The sequence below is a fragment of the Streptomyces sp. NPDC048420 genome, assembly GCF_040651535.1.
Classification (GTDB): Bacteria; Actinomycetota; Actinomycetes; order Streptomycetales; family Streptomycetaceae; genus Streptomyces.
Map to the genome: position 1 here is coordinate 39,920 of NZ_JBEZKG010000011.1, position 15,697 is coordinate 55,616.

General features: G+C 69.8%; 12 protein-coding genes and 1 pseudogene. 9 read left to right on the forward strand and 4 right to left on the reverse strand.

Annotated elements, in window-relative coordinates; translation table 11 throughout:
* The first annotated feature begins 38 nt into the window (after window positions 1-38).
* Together AB0D34_RS21300 and AB0D34_RS21305 are read left to right on the forward strand one after the other, a co-directional pair.
* Window positions 39-659: an SRPBCC family protein gene (locus AB0D34_RS21300; RefSeq protein WP_362663593.1), complete on the forward strand. Its 621-nt coding sequence runs from the start codon at window positions 39-41 to the stop codon at window positions 657-659.
* A gap of 38 nt (window positions 660-697) precedes the next feature.
* Entirely contained in the window at window positions 698-2,989 is a 2,292-nt protein-coding gene (locus AB0D34_RS21305) for an FdhF/YdeP family oxidoreductase (RefSeq protein WP_362663595.1), read from the forward strand.
* A 44-nt stretch (window positions 2,990-3,033) separates the two neighbouring features.
* On the opposite strand, the gene AB0D34_RS21310 is transcribed toward AB0D34_RS21305, so the two are convergent.
* Complete coding sequence (locus AB0D34_RS21310) at window positions 3,034-3,477, reverse strand: YdeI/OmpD-associated family protein (RefSeq protein WP_362663597.1); 444 nt, start codon at window positions 3,475-3,477, stop codon at window positions 3,034-3,036.
* A gap of 273 nt (window positions 3,478-3,750) precedes the next feature.
* On the opposite strand from AB0D34_RS21310, the gene AB0D34_RS21315 reads away from it, so the two are divergent.
* The 4 genes from AB0D34_RS21315 (at window position 3,751) to AB0D34_RS21330 (ending at window position 7,143) form a co-directional block, all read left to right on the forward strand.
* On the forward strand, window positions 3,751-4,542 hold the full coding sequence (locus AB0D34_RS21315) for a GNAT family N-acetyltransferase (protein ID WP_362663599.1): 792 nt from the start codon (window positions 3,751-3,753) through the stop codon (window positions 4,540-4,542).
* Entirely contained in the window at window positions 4,539-4,763 is a 225-nt protein-coding gene (gene infA, locus AB0D34_RS21320) for a translation initiation factor IF-1 (protein ID WP_356769516.1), read from the forward strand. The genes AB0D34_RS21315 and infA overlap by 4 nt, the downstream gene beginning before the upstream one ends.
* Before the next feature lie 395 nt (window positions 4,764-5,158).
* The gene (locus AB0D34_RS21325) at window positions 5,159-5,515 is read left to right on the forward strand and encodes a DUF485 domain-containing protein (RefSeq protein ID WP_362663601.1); all 357 of its coding nucleotides are present in this window, start codon (window positions 5,159-5,161) and stop codon (window positions 5,513-5,515) included.
* On the forward strand, window positions 5,512-7,143 hold the full coding sequence (locus AB0D34_RS21330) for a cation acetate symporter (protein WP_362663603.1): 1,632 nt from the start codon (window positions 5,512-5,514) through the stop codon (window positions 7,141-7,143). The genes AB0D34_RS21325 and AB0D34_RS21330 overlap by 4 nt, the downstream gene beginning before the upstream one ends.
* Before the next feature lie 8 nt (window positions 7,144-7,151).
* On the opposite strand, the gene AB0D34_RS21335 is transcribed toward AB0D34_RS21330, so the two are convergent.
* Window positions 7,152-11,330 (reverse strand): beta-galactosidase, encoded by a 4,179-nt coding sequence (locus AB0D34_RS21335; RefSeq protein ID WP_362663605.1) that lies wholly within the window; start codon window positions 11,328-11,330, stop codon window positions 7,152-7,154.
* Between the two features lie 311 nt (window positions 11,331-11,641).
* On the opposite strand from AB0D34_RS21335, the gene AB0D34_RS21340 reads away from it, so the two are divergent.
* Together AB0D34_RS21340 and AB0D34_RS21345 are read left to right on the forward strand one after the other, a co-directional pair.
* Complete coding sequence (locus tag AB0D34_RS21340; protein WP_362663607.1) at window positions 11,642-12,241, forward strand: hypothetical protein; 600 nt, start codon at window positions 11,642-11,644, stop codon at window positions 12,239-12,241.
* A 52-nt stretch (window positions 12,242-12,293) separates the two neighbouring features.
* Window positions 12,294-12,606 (forward strand): annotated as a pseudogene (locus AB0D34_RS21345) (hypothetical protein).
* A 5-nt stretch (window positions 12,607-12,611) separates the two neighbouring features.
* Here the strand turns inward: AB0D34_RS21345 and AB0D34_RS21350 are convergent.
* Window positions 12,612-13,583 (reverse strand): FAD-dependent oxidoreductase, encoded by a 972-nt coding sequence (locus tag AB0D34_RS21350; RefSeq protein WP_362663609.1) that lies wholly within the window; start codon window positions 13,581-13,583, stop codon window positions 12,612-12,614.
* 111 nt (window positions 13,584-13,694) lie between these two features.
* On the opposite strand from AB0D34_RS21350, the gene AB0D34_RS21355 reads away from it, so the two are divergent.
* Window positions 13,695-14,567, forward strand: coding sequence for a LysR substrate-binding domain-containing protein (locus AB0D34_RS21355; protein WP_362663611.1), 873 nt, complete (start codon window positions 13,695-13,697; stop codon window positions 14,565-14,567).
* Between the two features lie 127 nt (window positions 14,568-14,694).
* Here the strand turns inward: AB0D34_RS21355 and AB0D34_RS21360 are convergent, their stop codons facing one another.
* The gene (locus AB0D34_RS21360) at window positions 14,695-15,657 is read right to left on the reverse strand and encodes an expansin EXLX1 family cellulose-binding protein (RefSeq protein WP_362663613.1); all 963 of its coding nucleotides are present in this window, start codon (window positions 15,655-15,657) and stop codon (window positions 14,695-14,697) included.
* Between the last annotated feature and the right edge of the window lie 40 nt (window positions 15,658-15,697).

The following is a 15,697-nucleotide window of genomic DNA, read 5'->3' on the forward strand; positions in this document are numbered from 1 at the left end:
GATGCCTGCCTGCTGCCGTCCCCGGAGGAGAGGCCACGATGGCGCGCGCACACGACTCCCGGCAGACCGTCCCGGACACACCGGGGACCGGCTCCGACGACGACGGCGTCATCCGCCGCCGGCCGCTGCGGGGGCGGCACGTCGAAGAGACCGTCGAGGTCGCGGTGCCGGTGCGCACGGCATACAACCAGTGGACGCAGTTCAAGACCTTCCGCCGGTTCTCGACCGCGGTACTCGCTGTCGAACAGCCCAAGCCCACCGTGACCGTCTGGACCATCGGCTACGGACCGCTGCGCCGCCGTTTCGCGGTGGAGATCGTGGAGCAGGACCCCGATGCCTATCTGGCCTGGCGTGGTCTGGAGCAGCGCCCCTCCCATCAGGGGGAAGTGGAGTTCAGGCCGACGGCGTCGGGCGGCACGGCGGTGACCGTGCGGATGCTGCTGGAGCCGCGCGGAGCCGCGAAAGTGCTCACCGGTTCGTCCGGGGCCGCGCGGCTGACCGGTCGGCTGGTGCGCCGCGAGCTCGGCAACTTCAAGCGGTTCATCGAAGGGCTGGGAGAGGAGGGCGGGGCCTGGCGCGGCACCATCCGCAACGGCCGCGTCCAGCACGATCACCCCGAGCCGCCCAGGAGCCGCGTGGCTCAGTGGCCCGTCGGCTGACCCGCGCGGCGGACACGGCAGGAGAGAAAGGCCAAGCGATGCAGAACCCGCCCGAAGAGCCGGAGACCACTCTCTCCGTGACACCGCCGAAGAAGTGGGCGGCCGGGGTTCCCGCGGTCGTGCACGCGCTGGAGTACTCCCTGGAGCAGACCTCCGCGCGCAGGACGGGGGTGGACCTGCTGACCATGAACCAGGTGGGCGGGGTCGACTGTCCCGGCTGTGCCTGGGCAGATCCGGCCCCGGGGCAACGCCATCGCAACGAGTACTGCGAGAACGGCGCCAAGCACATCAACGACGAGGCCACCAAACGCCGGATCACCGCCGACTTCTTCCGTGAGCACAGCGTCTCCGATCTCGCCGGGCGCTCGGACATGTGGCTGAACCAGCAGGGCCGGCTCACCGAGCCGATGATCAAGCGGCCGGGCTCCGACCACTACGAGCCCATCGGCTGGAACGACGCCCTGGGCGTCCTGGCGCGGGAACTGACCTCGCTCGCCTCCCCCGACGAGGCCGTCTTCTACACCTCGGGCCGGGCGAGCAACGAGGCCGCGTTCGTCCTCCAGCTCTTCGCCCGTGCCTTCGGCACCAACAACCTGCCCGACTGCAGCAACATGTGCCACGAGTCCAGCGGCTTCGCCCTGAGCGAGACGCTGGGCACCGGCAAGGGCACCGTCAGCCTCGACGACCTCCACCACGCCGAACTGATCTTCCTGGTCGGGCAGAACCCCGGATCCAACCATCCGCGCCAGCTCTCCGCCCTGGAGGAGGCCAAGCGCAACGGCGCCCGCATCGTGGCCGTCAACCCGCTGCCGGAGGCCGGGCTACGGCGGTTCAAGAACCCGCAGAAGCCACGCGGGGTCATCGGACGCGGCACCCAGATCGCCGACCGCTTCCTGCACATCAAGCCCGGTGGCGACCTCGCCCTCTTCCAGGCCCTCAACCTCCTGCTCCTGGAGGCCGAGGACGCCCGGCCCGGCACCGTCCTGGACCACGACTTCATCGACGCCCACACCGCCGGCTTCGAGGAGTTCGCCCAGCACGCCCGCAGCGTCGACTGGGACGACGTGCGTGCGGCGACCGGACTGACCCGTGAGCAGATCGAGAAGGTCCGCGACGAGGTCCTGCGCAGCGAACGCGTCATCGTGTGCTGGGCCATGGGCATCACCCAGCACAAGCACGGCGTGCCGACCGTCCGGGAGATCGTCAACTTCCTGATGCTGCGCGGAAATCTCGGGCGGGCGGGCGCGGGCGCCTGCCCGGTGCGCGGGCACAGCAACGTCCAGGGCGACCGCACCATGGGCATCTGGGAGCAGATGCCGGACACCTTCCTCGACGCGCTTCACGACGAGTTCGGCTTCGATCCGCCGCGCCCGCACGGACTCGACTCGGTGAACTCGATCAAGGCGATGCGCGAGGGCCGCGTCAAGGTGTTCCTCGCCCTGGCCGGCAACTTCGTACGCGCCGCTCCCGACAGCGAGGTCACCGAGGAGGCGATGCGTTCGTGCCGGCTGACCGCCCACATCTCCACCAAGCTGAACCGTTCGCACACCGTCTGCGGTGACACGGCGCTGATCCTGCCGACGCTCGGCCGTACCGAACGCGATGTCCAGGCCGATGGCGAGCAGTTCGTCACGGTGGAGAACTCCATGAGCGAGGTCCACACCTCACAGGGCCGCCTCGAACCGGCGTCTCCCCTGCTGCTCAGCGAAGTCGCCATCCTTTGCCGGCTCGCCCGCCGCACCCTCGACGGCAAGCCGGACATCCCCTGGGGCCGGTTCGAAGGGGACTACGGCACGATCCGCGACCGCATTTCCCGCATCGTGCCAGGATTCCACGACTTCAACGCGCGGGTCTCACGCCCCGGCGGCTTCCAACTGCCCAACCCGGTCAACGAGGGCGTGTTCAACACGTCGGCCGGCAAAGCGCTGTTCACGCGCAACGAGCAGGTGGTCCCGAAGGCACCCGAGGGCCACCTGCTGTTGCAGACCCTGCGCTCGCACGACCAGTGGAACACCATCCCCTACACGCTCGACGACCGCTACCGCGGTATCCACGGCAGCCGCCACGTCGTGCTCGTCAACCAGGCCGACCTCTCCGCACTCGGCCTCGCCCAGGGCGACCACGTCGACCTGGTGAGTGTCTGGGGGGACGGAACCGAGCGCCGCGCCGAGAACTTCGAGATCGTGCCCTATCCGACCGCACAGGGCTCGGCCGCCGCCTACTACCCCGAGACCAACGTCCTGGTGCCGCTGGACAGCGTCGCCGACATCAGCAACCAGCCGACGTCGAAGGGGCTCGTCGTACGCCTCGAGCAACCGGCTAGCGGCTAGCGGCTAGCGGCTAGCGGCTAGCGGCTAGCGGCTAGCGCCGAAGGCTATCGGGACGTCAGTTCCTCGATCACCTTCGCGATGCGCCGGCCGCGCGTCGCGTCCGTCTTCGCGTCGCTGATCGACGTGACATGCGCCTTCTGGCGGCTGGGAGCGAGCGCCCGGAACGCCTCCTCGGCCCCCGGCACCGCGGCCAGTGCGGCCGCGAGGTCCGCAGGCGGTTCCACCGTGCGCGGAGCCGTGTCCAATGCCAGCTCGACATCGATGCTGTCCCCGCCGGAGATACCCGACTCCCGGCGCCTGTCGGCGCTGAACGGAATCAGGAACTGCCCGCCCATCGAGGCGATCGTGGACCGGTAGGCGTAGCCGTTCACCGTGACGCTGACCGCCGCGCGCTTGCCGCCGCCGAGTGCCTCGACCACCTCCGCCGGAACCGGCACTCCGGTGTTGTTGCCGGTCTGGAACATCTTCGTCTGGAACTTCATACCCATGGCCTGGCCCTCTCGACGCCCTACGGACAACCTGCGAGGAAAGACCGGAACCGCGCGGAAAACTCATCGCCCGAGGACCCGCGGCGAAAAAGGGTTTGAGGGAGCCGTCGTCTCGCTGCTACTTTCCTGCCGGACCGTGAAGTCGTCGTAGGGAGGTGAGCCCCGTGAACGCAGTTACCCGTGGGTGCTCCCTCGATCCGTCACGGTCCGGCGGCTGACGTTCGGTGTCGCCAGGAGCGCCTGAGACCGAGGCACTTCTGGAGGGAGACTCCGATGAACACAAAGCCTTTCTCATCCGGCCTGAACGAGCACGCGGTGATGATCACACGCGTTGCTGACAGGCAATGGCATGCGCTGGACGACGACCTGGTCGTCGGCCGCGGGCATGCGCACCACCGGTCCGACGGACGTCTGTTCGTCAGCATCGACGCCTGGCACGACACCGCCTTCGACCGGCTCGCCGAGGCAATGCTGGCGGAACTTCCGGCACCGCTGTACACGGTCGTCGACGCGGCCGACATCGACCTGACGGACGCCTGGCAACGGGCCGGTTTCACGGTCCGGCGGCGCGAGTGGGAGTACGTGGTGCCGACCGACCCGCAGGTCACAGGGCTCGACAACGTTCTGCCACCGCCGGGCGTGATGATCGTGCCGGCCGGTCAGGCCGACGAGGGCCTGCTGCGGGCGGTGGACCGCGCGATCCGTGACGAAGTCGAGGCGACCGTCGGGTGGCAGTCGATGCCCGCGGAGGTGATTCCCCTGCCCGAAGGGGACACCGTCGTCGACCCGTCGAAGTACGCGGTGGCCGCGGCACCGGACCGCTACCTGGGTCTGATTCGGGTAGTGCCGGTGAAGCGGCCGCGCATCGGACTGATCGCGGTCCGGGCCGGCGAGCAGCGCCGTGGCATCGCGCGGGCCCTGCTGGCCCACACGCTGGGCACGCTGCACGGCTCCGGGGTCACCACGGCCTGGGCCGAGGTCCAGGAGTCCAATCGAGCGGCCTCGGCGCTGTTCGAGGGCATCGGCGCCCGGCCGATGAGCAGCAACCTGGAGCTGGTGCGATGACCAAGAACAGGAACGTCATCGAGGTCGAGGGCAGGGTGGTCGAGTGCCTGCGCAGCGCCATGTTCACCGTGGAGCTGGAGAACGGCCACCAGGTACTCGCGCACATCAGCGGGAAGATCCGCAAGAACTACATCAAGATCATGCTGGAGGACCGGGTGCTGGTGGAGCTCCCGCCGTACGACCTGACGCGCGGCCGGATCGTGTTCCGCTACCGGAACTGACCGCAGGAAGCGCCCGTGTGCCTGGCATATGCCAGCAGTACCACCCCCTCAATGGACGGCACTCAGCTACGGCATCGGACGTAGAATTCATCGCTCCGCCGACTCATTCATCTCCGCCGGAGCGGCGAGCACCGACAAGCATCGACGTACGGCACACGGACGACCACCTCTGAGCGAGAGGGACCACAGGAGGCACCTGTGGTCCCTCTTGCCACATCCCGACCACGGGCACCGCCCGAGGACGACTTCCCCGCCGGGCTCTCTCCGGAAAGTTCAACCGAACACACATCCGCCACCCGGACACCCGCATAACGTGCGGTGACCCGAACCGCCCCCGGCCCCCACCTTCTTGCGGTCCGCGACTTCCGGGCCCCCACCCCGCTAGGAGTTTTGGGATGTCCTACGACCACTCGGAGTTATCCCTGCCCCGCCGGCGTTCCTGGTCCGGCTACCACCGCGCCCTGCGCATCCTGCGCCGCGCCTGCCGCTGGCAGCGGCGCGTCGCCACCCTCGCCGCCCTCGGCTACTTCGCCGCCTTCCTCACCCTCACCGTCAGGGCCCCCGCCTTCATGGCCCGACCCGCCCCGGGCGGACTCCCCACCGGCCTGCTGCTCGCCGTCGTACAGGTCCCCGTCACCTGGCTGGCCGTCCTCCTGTTCGAGTACACGGCGCGACGGTACGTCGATCCCCTGGCGCGCAGGGTGAGTCAGTACGGGCGCCCGGCCGACGACGACGGACGGGCACAGGCGTGACGGGCCTCGACGGCTCCGCGCAGTCCTGGTCCCTCGTCGCCTTCTGCAGCGTCGTCACGCTCACGCTTCTGCTGTGCGTCCTGACCGGCCCCGACCGCGACGACCTGGAGGAGTTCTACACCGGCTACCGAACCCTGTCCCCGCTGCGCAACGGCCTGGCCGTCGCGGGCGACTACATCTCCGCCGCGACGGTGCTCACCATCGGCGGGGTCATCGCGCTGTGCGGCTACGACGGCGTCGTGCTGGCCCTGAGCACGCTGCTGTCCCTGCTTCTGTTGATGTTCCTGCTCGCCGAACCCCTGCACAACACCGGCCGGTTCACCATGGGCGACGCGCTGAGCCGGCGCGTGCCCGGGCGGGCCGTGCGCATCACCGCGTGCGCGGTGACGCTGCTCTCGCTGATCCCGATGATGATCGTGCAACTGGCCGGCGTGGGACAGCTGCTGGCGTTCATCCTGGGCTTCTCCGACCGGGCCATGCAGACCGGCTGCATCGCCGGCGCCGGCCTGCTGATGATCAGTTATGCCGCCCTGGGCGGGATGAAGGGCACGGCCCTGATCCAGATCATCAAGACGGTGATGCTCCTCGGGTCCGGACTCGTGGTCGCCGTGCTCGTCCTCGCCACCTTCGGCTGGCATCCGGGGACGATGGTCGACACCGCCGCGCAACGCAGCGGCACCGGCCAGGCGTTCCTCCAGTACGGCCTCCAGTTCGCGGACGGGCCGCACCCCGGCCTCGACATGATCAGCACACAGGTCGCCATCGTGCTCGGTGGCGCCTGTCTGCCGCACGTCACCATGCGGATGTACACCGCGGGCAACGCCCGCCAGGTGCGGCGCACGATGTCCTGGGCGGTGTCCTCGGTCGCCCTGTTCATGCTAGTGATCACCGTCATCGGACTCGGCGCCACGGCACTTGTGGGCCGTGAGCGGATCACCGCCGCCGACCCGCACGGCAGCACCGCCTACCTGCTGGGCGCCCGCGCGGTGTTCGGCTCCGACGTCTCCCGCACCGAGAGCCTGGTCTTCAGCACCGTCACCACGGCGATCTTCCTGACCCTGCTGGCGTCCGTCGCCGGGATGACGCTCGCCTGCGCGAACTCCCTGGCCCACGACGTCGTCGCCTCCCGGCGCACCGGCATGTCGGCGCTGCGGGAAATGACCCTGGCGCGTGCATCGGCACTGGTCGTCGGAGTGCCCGTGGTGCTGCTCGCCGCCCTCGCCCAGCACCGCAGCCTCCAGTCACTGGCCACCCTGTCCTTCTGCGTGGGCGCGTCCGCCATCGCGCCCGCGCTGGTCTACTCGCTGTTCTGGCGGCGCTTCGGCAAGGCCGGGCTGCTCGGCACACTGATCGGCGGTTCGCTCGCCGTGCTGGTCCTGATGTCGGGCACCCGGCTTGTCTCCGGGTCACCGGGCTCGGCTTTTCCGGGGGCCGACCTGAACTGGTTCCCCTTCACCACGACCGCCCTGGTCTCGGTGCCGGTGGGCTTCGCCTGCGGCTGGCTCGGCACCTTCCTGAGCGGTCGACGCAGTGCCCGTCGTGCGCGCGAACGGTACGCCGGCATCGAGCAGTTGATCCTCGCCGGTCCTCCGCAGCGCCGCCCGAGCTGGAGCCCGGACGGGCCGTGACATCGGCGTCATCCGCACGTCAGCGTCGGTGACCCCCAGTCCCCGTGGTCGTTGCCGTTGCCGTCGCCCGCGTCGCCGACCTTGAGGTCGACCACCTGGGCGCCGGTGACGTCGACGTCGATCGGCACGGCGGGCTGACGGCCGTGGATCGTCGCCGTGGTCACCAGGGTCCTGCCATCGGCGATCACGGCGAAGGTCACCGTCCCCGCGCCGTTCGTCTCGTCGTCGACGCCCACCTCCGCCGTCAGTCGCGAGCACTTCCCGGCGAGGTAGAGCTGGACGTCGCTGACCGCGTTGGTGCCGAGACCCTTGGCGTGTCCCACGCCGCCGACGGTGATCGTACGGCCGTCTCCGGCGGCCTGCTCGCCGACGCTGGTGTCATGCTCCACCGGACCCCAGCCGTTGGTGGAGGACAGGAACGGCAAGTCGCTCACCGCGCTGCTGCCGGACGGTGGAGCGGGCGGGATCCCACCGATGACCCGCTCGTCGGTGCCCTTGGCCTGCCGTCCGCTCTGCACGTACCGCACCGCCGTGGTGAGCGCCGAGGCCGAGGGCAGCTCCCCTGCCGGTGGCTCCACCTTCCACGTGAAGGTGGCCGATCCGCCGGGGCGCAGGCGTTCGAGGGACGTGGAGCTCGTGGCGGTCACGCTCCAGCCGTCAGGGGCGGAGAACGAGGCCGTCAACGCGGAAGCCGGCCGGCCGGCCTTCGGCACCGCCACGGTCGTACGGGCCGTGAACGGCTCACCCGGCCGGGCGGTGTCGGGCGCCTCCAAAGTGACGTCCACTCCCGGGCGCTTCGGCATCGCGTACTTCCGGGCGTCGTACCGCGGACTGTCGTTCTGCGCGACGCGCAGGGACGAGGCGTAGCTGCCGTAGTTCGTCAAGGAGACCTTGCCGAGACCCCCCGTGCTGCCATCCAGGTTCCACACGGCGATGGCGATGCTGTTGCGGCCGTTCGGGTCGAGGATGCCGTTGGGGACGGGGAAGGTGTGCTGCGGGCCGAGGTAGTTGACGTAGTTGCCGACCTGCCAGCCGTTCACGAAGATCGTCGCCCGGTACTTGCGTGACGGGTCGTCGGTGAACGTCAGGCCGAGCGAGGTGTCCTGCCCGCGCGGCAGGTCCAGCGTGGCATCGGTGCGGTACCAGGAGACGCCGGGGCGGGTGTCGGTGGTCGGCAGGGAGACCCGGTCCCACTTGCCGTCCGGGTAGCCCGGCAGGGACCAGCCGGCCCGCTCGCCGTACAGGCCGCCCGTCGAGAGCGGGCCGCGCACCGTGTCCCGGAGGTCCTCACCGCCGCGTACGCCCTGAATGCGCCAGGTGACGGAGGTCAGCGGGGCTCCGACGAGGGAGGCGCTGGTCAGGCCGCGCGCGGTCTTGTTGCCGTTGGTCGAGTTGTAGTCCTCCTCGTGCCCCATGTTCACGGTGAGCACGGAAAGGACGTTGTCGCCCTGGGACTTGACCGACCCCGCCGGGAAGGTGAAGTCGCCGCTGCCGGTCGTGGAACTGCCCAGGAAGGTGCCGTTGAGCCAGGCGGAGAACGCCTGCGCGCCTCCGCCGGAGTCCGAGACCAGGTGGATGCCGGTCTCCTTGCCGGTGGCGTGGAAGCGGCCGCGGTACCAGGTGTTGCCGGTGTGGAAGCCGTAGTCGTCGGCGTAGAGCACCGGCAGCTTGTTGATGCCGGAGACGCTGTTGGTGGTCGCCTTGTCGGCGACCTGCCAGCTGGTGTCGTCGAAGCCGGGGGCCGCCTCCGGGGACTCCTCTTCGTGCTTCCAGTTCGTCAGCGTGGGCAGGTGGATCGCGGCGGCCGTCGGGATCGTGCCGGTGAGGCTCCGGGTGTCGGTGGCATGGGCGTCCACCTTCCTGCCGTTCCAGGTGACGCGGGCCGCGGAGGTGAACACCTCGATGTTCTCGTCGTCGGCGTTGTCGCCGGTGAGGGCCACGGTACGGCCGCCGTCGAGGCTGGTCGCCGTCCGCAGCAGGTGCGTGCCGCGCACCAGGACCGGGCCGGTCGCGGTGTCCTGGCGCCAGAAGGTCTTCGCCGTGGTCTTGTCGCCCACGAGGAGCAGCAGCGGGCGCTGTCCGGCGCCGGTGACGGTGATGCGGATCAGGCCTTTGTGGGCGTAGTTCAGGCGGAGATCGCCGGTGGCCGCGTCCCATGTGGTGGTCACCGTGCCGCCGGTGGCGGTCACCGTCGGCTTGGAGGGGTACCTCAGGACGGTCTCGCCGTCGCTGTCCGCGTCACCGTAGAGCACGGCGACATCCCGGTCGCCGATGGTGGCGTTCGTCATGATCTCCGAGGTGGAGTACTGCAACTGCGCGTCGCCGAGCCGGTAGTTGGCGACGATGACATGGGAGTCGCGCCCGTCGAGCGTGATCGCGGTGCCGGGTTGCTGGGGCACGACCGGGTAGGTCGGCTGCTCGGCGGCGGTGCCCGTCGGCACGTCGATGGCGTCGATCGCCACGTAGTTGTCGGTGGACCCCGAGCCGTGGTTCCCGGCGACGACGATCTTCAGTGTGTGTGCGCCGGGCGTCAGGCCGGTCTTCTGGAAGACGACCGCCTGGTTCTCGCTGCCCGAGTCGTCGACCGTGGCCACCTTGGTGCCGTCGAGGTAGACGTCGGCGTTGCCGTGGTTGTTGGTCTTCGAGCCGATCCAGCGGATCGCGGTGCCGTCGAAGGGAACGGTGAGCGAGTCACCGGCCTTGTTGGAGAAGGACTCGGTGTGTTTGTAATCGCCGCCGGTGTAACTCGTGTTGGCCACATGCGACCACGAACCGCCGTACTGGAGCGCCGAGTCGGGGTCGTCCCAGGTGTAGGTGGTGTCCCCGGTCGGCTGCGCGTTGAAGTCCAGGGAGATGTGCGCCTTGTCGACCGCGGTGGACGTGGAGTTACCGTGCCGCAGGACGTGGAACTGCGTCCTGGTGTCCGGGTTCATGCGGGCCGTGTCGACGACCGCGGAGTCGTCCGGTGGCGTGGTCCTGATCGCGTCGGTCTTGGTCAGCGGGGCCACCGACTGGGTGAAGTACCCGATCAGCTTGTCCTCGTCGTACTTCGGATCGAGCTGCCGGGTCTCGCGGATCGCGGCTCCGTAGTCGTACGACGTGTAGTTCTGGGGCATGCTCAGCCAGCCCCAGTTGGTGCCGCCGTAGGTCATGTAGAAGCTCTGCGCGGTCGCGCCGACGGCGATGTTCTGCTTGTAGAAGACGTTGGCGAACTGGTCGTTGATCAGTTGGGCGCACTTGTCGTAACCGGGTCCGCCCCAGGGGTCGAAGGCTCCGCCCTGGAACTCCGGGGAGTACAGGGGCTTTCCGGCGGGGTGGTCGTAGCTGATATCCGGGACGCCGTTCCACTTCGTGGGGTTGGAGCAGTCGAAGCCCTGCGGGTAGGAGTCCGGGCCGTCAACGTCCAGGGCGCCGTCGCCGGAGTTGAAGGTGCCGTTGTTGTTGCCGGTCAGCGGCACGGTGATGCCGTCGGCGCGGGCCTTGTCCTCCAGGTGCTGCATGTAGGAGCGGGCGGCGGCGGAGCCGTTGTAGTACTCGTTCTCGACCTGGTAGGCGATGACCGAACCGGTGCCGTTGGTGAGTTGGTGCCGGGCGATGATGCGGTCGATCCGGGTCAGCCACTCGTCGGCGTACTTCAGGAACCGCGGGTCGTCGCTGCGGTTGTTCTCCGCCTTGGTGGTGAGCCAGCCGGGCAGGCCACCGCTGTCGACCTCCGCGTTGATGTAGGGCGCGGGGCGCGCGATGACGTACAGCCCGGCTTCCTCGGCCATGTCGAGGAGCTTGTCGACGTCACGGACCCCGCTGAAGTCGTACACACCCGGCTTGGGCGAGTGGTAGCCCCAGTCGAAGTACAACGAGGTGGAGTTGAAGCCGGCGGCCTTCATCTTCTGGAAGATGTCCCGCCACAGGTCCGGGCTCGGGAGCCGGAAGTAGTGGAACTCGCCGGACCAGAGGTAGGTGCGTTTGCCGTCGACGAGGAACGAGTAGCCGTCGAGAGTCACCGTGTGCGCCTGCGTGCCGAGGACGGCAGGCGCGGCGGCGGGTACCGGCCCGTCCGCCTCCTGGGCCGTGGCGGGCGCAGTGATGCCCGAGACCAGGGCGATGGTCGCGGCCGTCGCGAGGACCGCCCTCCACCACCCCCGGCGACCGGGTCTCGCGACCTCTGGATCGGTCCGGTTACCTCGCACTGCGGCCTCCTACCGCCTGAGCACTCAGCATCAAACAGACTCAGGCAAAGTCGAACAGTAGGACGGCACTTGGCTGAGCACAATGGGGCGGGAGAACACGGTCGAGGCGACGGGGGCGAACGGGGCACCGAAGCAATTCGTGAGTCCCAAGACGCAGGCTGCCGTACCTCTCAAGGCGCACGGCGAGCACCGGCATGCGCCCAGCGGGGGGCCGCCATGTCGGTTTCCGGGGCGATGTGACGGCCCGTCGGTCCGCGGGAGGCTGGACGAGCCCGCAAAGCACGGTCACCGTCTCCACGGAAGGACCCACCATGAGCCGCCGTACGTCAGCCTCCGCCCGTATCCGTGTCGCCACCGGCGCCGCTGCACTGATCGCCGTCGCGTTCACCGCCTCCGCCGCCGCCTCCGGCCGTTCGTCCGGGGCCGACTCCCCCGACCGGCCACGGGAGGCCGCGGCGCTCACCGGCTCCGCCAAACTCTCCCGCACGCTCGGGGACGACATCACCTTCACCTTCGACGCGCATCTCGCCGCCGAGCACCGGATGGACCCGGCGAAGGCCACCGGGACCTTCCGCTTCAGCCACTACCTCGATGGTGAAGGCGCTTGGGCCAAGGGGCGGATCGACTGTCTGCTGACCGGCGGAAAGGTCGCCGTCGCCACCGGTGTCATCACGGCCAGCGACCTGCCCGGCGCCAAGGGCAAGCGGGTCGGCTTCACCGTGCATGACGACGGCCGGCATGATCGGCTGGGCTACAGCTGGGCCGCCGTGGGCAGCCTGGTGAAGACCAAGGACCTGCCCAGGTGCGTGAGTTCAGCGCCCTTCGAACGCGTAAAGAACGGCACCGGCGACTACCGCGTCCTGCCCTGGCAACCGGACCTCGTCGGGCAGAGCTCCACTCCGGCCAAATGATTCGCGGTGCAGCCGTTCGGTTCGTAGCTTGCGACATGTCGTCCTGCACGAGGTGAACGACGAGAACTGGCGGGCCGTCGCGGACGCCGCTCCACTGGACGACCAGCGCCGGTACGTCCCCGCGTTGGCGGCTCGCTACCTTCTTCTTTCATTGCGGGAAGGCGTCTGGCACTCGATGGCCGCTGGCACCGAGCAGGGCAAGGGGTTCGGGCGGGCGGCGAACCCTCATGAACTGGCTGGCTCGACGTGAGGACTGCCAGGAACTTCGGCTGTCCTATCACCCGGACACCTCCGTGGACTTCCAGCCGACGGCAGTCTCGTCCGGTGACGAGGTTGTTGCCAGTCTGTCGCTCCGAACGCCCTGAACTCCCTAGAGCGATTGGCCGACCAGGGCCGTCACGGCGTCCGCGCAGCCCCACGCCAGGGTGACTCCCGCGCCCCCATGGCCGTAGTTGTGCACCAGTCGTCGTATCCGGCCGGGTGGGCGCGGATCGGTCTCCAGGCGGACACCGCTGTCGCGCCAGGGCCGTAGGCCCACCTTGTGGCCGAGGACGCGGGCGCCCGCCAGCGCCGGCTGGAGTTCGGTGCAGCGGCGCAGGATCGCGGCGGCGGTGGCCGGGGACGGTTCGGTGTCCCATTCGCCGAGTTCGAAGGTGCCGCCGAGGACGATGTCCGTGCTGCGCGGGTGAACGTAGGTGGAGCCGTCGGCGTTGTCCTCGTCACGCAGGGAGGTGCGCAGCCCCGGGTTGGCGACGAGGACCAACTGCCCCCGCGCCGGACGCACTTCGGTGTCGCCGCACAGGGCGCGGGCGGCCAGGCCGGAGGCGTTCACCACCGCAGGGGCCCATACGCCCGCCTGCTCCAGGGCGTCGACACGCCGACGGAGCAGGGTGCCGCCCGTCTCGGCGAAGGTCCGCTGGAGCCAGGGCAGGTAGGCGGACATCTCCACCGTCGGGACGGTGAACGCCCAGCCGCCGGTGAAGGGGGCCCGCACCTCGTCCTCGCGCAGGGCACGCAGGTCGGGGACGGCCGAGGCCCACCAGGGGACGTCCTGGGTCTCGCCGCGCAGGAGCATGCGGGTGGGGCGCATGACCACGCCGGGCACCGAGTTCGCCGCCTGGCGGGCGAACTCGCGGTAGGTGCGGCCGGCCCAGTCCAGCACGCGCGGCTCGAAGCGGGTGCGGGTCGGGTACCAGACGGCCGCGGCCACCGACGACGTCGTCTCGGCCGACGATTCGGCCGAGAGGACCGCGACGCGGGCACCGGCCTGCTGCAGGCGCAGTGCGGTGGTGAGGCCGATGACTCCGGCGCCTACGACGACCGCGTCGAATCTGTCGCTCATGGGTCCCCCCTCGGGTCCGCGAACCGTGTGCGTCCCACTGTCGACGGGGAGTTGACGACCTGTCCAAGACCAGTGATGTTCAACGCCATAAGGCGCACTTATAGTTGAAGGATGGACTTGCGTCGGCTGCGGTATTTCCTCGTGCTGGCCGAGGAGTTGAACTTCACGCGCGCCGCGCACCGGCTGCACATCGCCCAGCCCGCGCTGAGCCAGCAGATCAAGGCGTTGGAGCGGGACATCGGGGCCCCGCTGCTCGAACGCAACAGCCGCAGCTGCCGGTTGACCGCCGTCGGCGAGGTCGTGGTCCGCGAAGCCGGCGAACTGCTGGCCCACGCGGACGCGTCGCAGGAGCGGATCAGAGCGGCCGTCGGCGGGCGGCAGGGGCAACTGCGGCTGGCCCTGACCCGCTCCGCTCGCGGTGGCCCGGTCGACGCGCTCCTCACCGCGTTCCGGGCCCTGCATCCGGACGTGGAACTCGTCGTACGGACCGGGTGGACCTCCCACAACATCACCGATCTGCTGGCCCGGAGGCTGGACGCCGCCTTCGTACGGCCGCCGCTGGCCGGCGAGCGCCTGGAATGCCGGCACATCGCCCGCGAGGAACTCCTGGTGGCCGTGCCCGCGGAGCATCCCCTCGCCCGCGAACGACGGGTCACCCGCGGGCACATCGCCGCCGAACCTGTGATCCTCTGGCCGCGCGAGAACGCCCCCGGCATGCACGACCTGATCACCGGTCAGCTGTGGCCCGACCGCGGGCCGCGCATCGTGCGGGAAGAACCCGACGACGAACAGCTCCTCCTCAGCGTCGCCGCGGGGCTCGGCATCGCCCCCGTGCCCGAGGGGCGGGCCCGTGCGCTGCGGGTACCAGGAGTGCGGCTCAAACACGTGACCGCGCCCATGCCCACCGTGGATCTCGCCCTGGCCTACCGGCCGACGGGCGCCACCCCGGCACTGCGCGGACTCCTCGACCTCGTCGACGGGTGAACCACCGTTTCGCCGAGGGACGGTGTTGATGGCGCGGACGATGCTGCTCGCATCCGGGCGGCTGAGGCTCGGACGTCAGGCCGACGACTTTCAGGAGGCCTGCGAACCGCTGAACTGACCGTCCACCTCAGTGCCGGGCGAACTGGACCCGGGTCGACTGCACCACGTCCGGACGTACGCCGAGTCCGGCAATTTCCAGTTGTTCGCCGTAGATGTCGGTGATCCTGGTCGTGCCACCGCACCCGCTGCCCTGCTCGGAAAGGAAGTAGTTGTATTCGGTGCGGGGCAACTCGCGCCAGCCGGCGGAGGTCTCGACCTCCAGTCGGGCCAGCGGGTTGCGGTGGCCGATCGCCTGGATGGCACACCAGTAGCGGGTCGATCCGGTCTTGTACCGGATAGAGACCGTGTCGGACGTGCTGGGGCTCAGCAGGCTCCAGGTGATCGGGATGCGGCCCTTCACGGGGTCGGCGAGTTTCGCGAAGGCCTGGGGGCTGAGGTCGAGTTGGCCGGGGGCGCAGGGCAGGGGGCACTCGTTGGTGATGCGGACCGTGACGGAGGCGCCGTTCGCGGCGCGCACGAGGATGTACGCCCCGCAGGCCTTCGAGGTCTCGTAGTCGGTGTGGTTCATCGCCGCGGTCATGACGTCGTCGGTGGGTCCGTACAGACACGCGCCGTCGCCGTTGCCCACGTCGTAGAAGGTGGCCACCCCGTCGTAGGAGACGCCGGGTTTGATCCGACCGGCGAGCGGGGCCGCGCCGGAGGCCTTCCGCGGCTCACGCGGGTTCGTGGCCGCTGTTGCCGAGGACCGCGGTGACGCGGCGGCCGCGGTGGGCGTCGGGCTGCTGCTCCTGGTGGCGGCCGAAGGCGTCGGGGTCGGCGAGCTGGTCTTCGGCTCCGGTGTCGTCGGGGTGGGTGTGGCACGGGTGCCGGCGACGGCCGTGGCCGCGGCGGGGTCGGCGGCGGTGCTGTCGTCGGGGCGGAACGCGACGATCAGTACGGCCACGAGTGCGACGGCGGCCGCGACGGTCGCGGCGACGAGGGCGTTGCGTCGCCTGCCCGGCGAGGGAGAACGGTGCGAACGAGATGCCACGGGCGAGTCCTTGTGCGGTGCGTACGGGCCTCCGGTGGAC